The sequence below is a fragment of the Winogradskyella sp. UBA3174 genome (genome assembly GCF_002364335.1).
In the GTDB taxonomy this organism is placed as follows: domain Bacteria; phylum Bacteroidota; class Bacteroidia; order Flavobacteriales; family Flavobacteriaceae; genus Winogradskyella.
In genome coordinates this window covers 1,008-2,916 of record NZ_DEXW01000023.1, presented here as the reverse complement: position 1 = coordinate 2,916, position 1,909 = coordinate 1,008, and the positions used below count along the sequence as shown (strand labels likewise).

Below are 1,909 nucleotides of genomic sequence, written 5' to 3'. Positions count from 1 at the left end.
GATTTATTGAGTTCTATAAAAGACCATCATAGTTTTATATTAGATAGTTACCTTCATTCCGGCAACTGGTTTAGAGAAGTAGGATTCCCAAAAGAATCTATAAAATCGTATCTAGACTTTTTTGACTATTACCAGAAAAACGAAAGTCTTTTAACATCAGAAGAGCTTAAAAAATATATAGAAATGCGCTCTTATGGACGCAGTATGCTTGCTGAGAGTTATGCAAAACTAGGTGTGTTAGATAGTGCGGCGATACAACATAAAGAGAATATTAGTTTCACAAAGAATCAAGGTTATATCTACCATCCTTCCGCATTAAACAATTATGGCTTGTTTTTGTATTGGCATAAAGAAGATTTGGATTCTGCCTTATATTATTTTAAACAAGCTTATAATTTTACACAAATAGAATATCCCAATCATACTTTAGTAGGCAGTATAAGAGATAATATAGCCGATATCTATGTAGATCAGTATCTTACTGAAAAAGCACAATTGCTATATAAAACTAATTTTGAATTTTTTAAAACCGCCATAAATGAACGCACATTAACTAAAGATATTCCTCGATTAATTAGTGCTGGATCTCAATTTGTCGTCACAAGCACAAAATTAAATAGACTAAAAGAGGCCCAACTAGGGTTTGATGAATTGGAAAGCATAGTTGTTTATCAAGGAAACCATAATAATTTAGGAGCTAACTCTAAGTTAGAATTTTTGAAAGCCAAAGAATTATTATTAGAAAACCAAAACAATAGCACTGCTGCCTATACTACCGCAAAGCAGATTACAAAATACGCAGACAGTCTTCAGCGTTTAGCTAACAATGGAGACAAAAAATGGCAAGAAGAACTTAACGATATCACTATAGATCGTATAGCACTTAACTTTAAGATCGTTCGTATTCAAAAGGAAAATAAGATTAAAAGTCAAAGAAGTAAATTATGGTTTATTGGGATTTTGTCATCTAGTTTTATTGTACTACTTGTAGCGCTTATCTTCAGTCGTCGTCAACATCTTATTAATGCAAAAAATAAGCAATTGTTAGCAGAACAAAAACTCGAAAATTCGGCATTAAAAGTAGAGCAGCTCAATTCTGAAATTAAATCTAAAGAGCGTGATTTATCAGATTTTGCGATACGGCTTACCCAAGATCAAGATTGGGCAAAAGGACTAGCTGAGCAGTTAGAGGCTATTAAAAAGGCTTCATCAGAAGAGCGCGACATACTAACTAAAGCATTAGAACAAGCTATTGCGAATAAAATAAGTGTTGATAGCGACACTCAAGATTTCTTTGATCGCTTAGATAAATTGAGCGATGCCTTTTATAGTAAGCTCACTAGTAGCTATTCTAATTTAAGTAAAAATGAGATTAGACTTTGCTCATTAATTCGTTTAAAAATTGAAAGTCGCAGTATTTCCACACTTCAAAATATCACTTTAGCTTCACTAAATACGAGTCGATATCGCTTAAGAAAAAAGCTGATTTTATCAGAAGACATCGATTTAGACTTCTTTATTCAAAATCTATAACACCCTGATTAATAGGTATTGGGGTTCGTTTTTATTGAATTGTCTATTAATTGTCTATGGCTTGTTCATTAGCAGTCTATTTCAATATTACGTTTAAGAGTCTCATTTCTAATACCTTGGTCATGTCCTAATATCTTATTAATTACATCTTGTATATCAATAATAAGTACTAACTCATAAAATCGTATCACTCATGAAAAAATGTATTCTTGGTTTATGTTTATTAGGTTTAACCAACCTTATCCATGCACAGAATGAATTAGCAATGGCAACAACTAATGTTGATGAAATCACAACCAAAACTTCAAAAACTACCAAAATTAAAAATGAACAGTATTTAACTAGTAATACTAATGATGTTTTGTATTTGGCTGCA

General features: G+C 31.6%; 2 protein-coding genes. Both read left to right on the top strand.

All coding sequences use genetic code 11. The features are described 5' to 3' along the window. On the top strand, positions 1-1,533 hold a 1,533-nt coding region (locus B2U95_RS02430), incomplete at its 5' end, for a hypothetical protein (protein ID WP_296312304.1). Between the two features lie 193 nt (positions 1,534-1,726). Further along, a partial coding sequence (locus B2U95_RS02425) for a hypothetical protein (RefSeq protein WP_296312300.1) occupies positions 1,727-1,909 on the top strand: 183 nt, incomplete at its 3' end.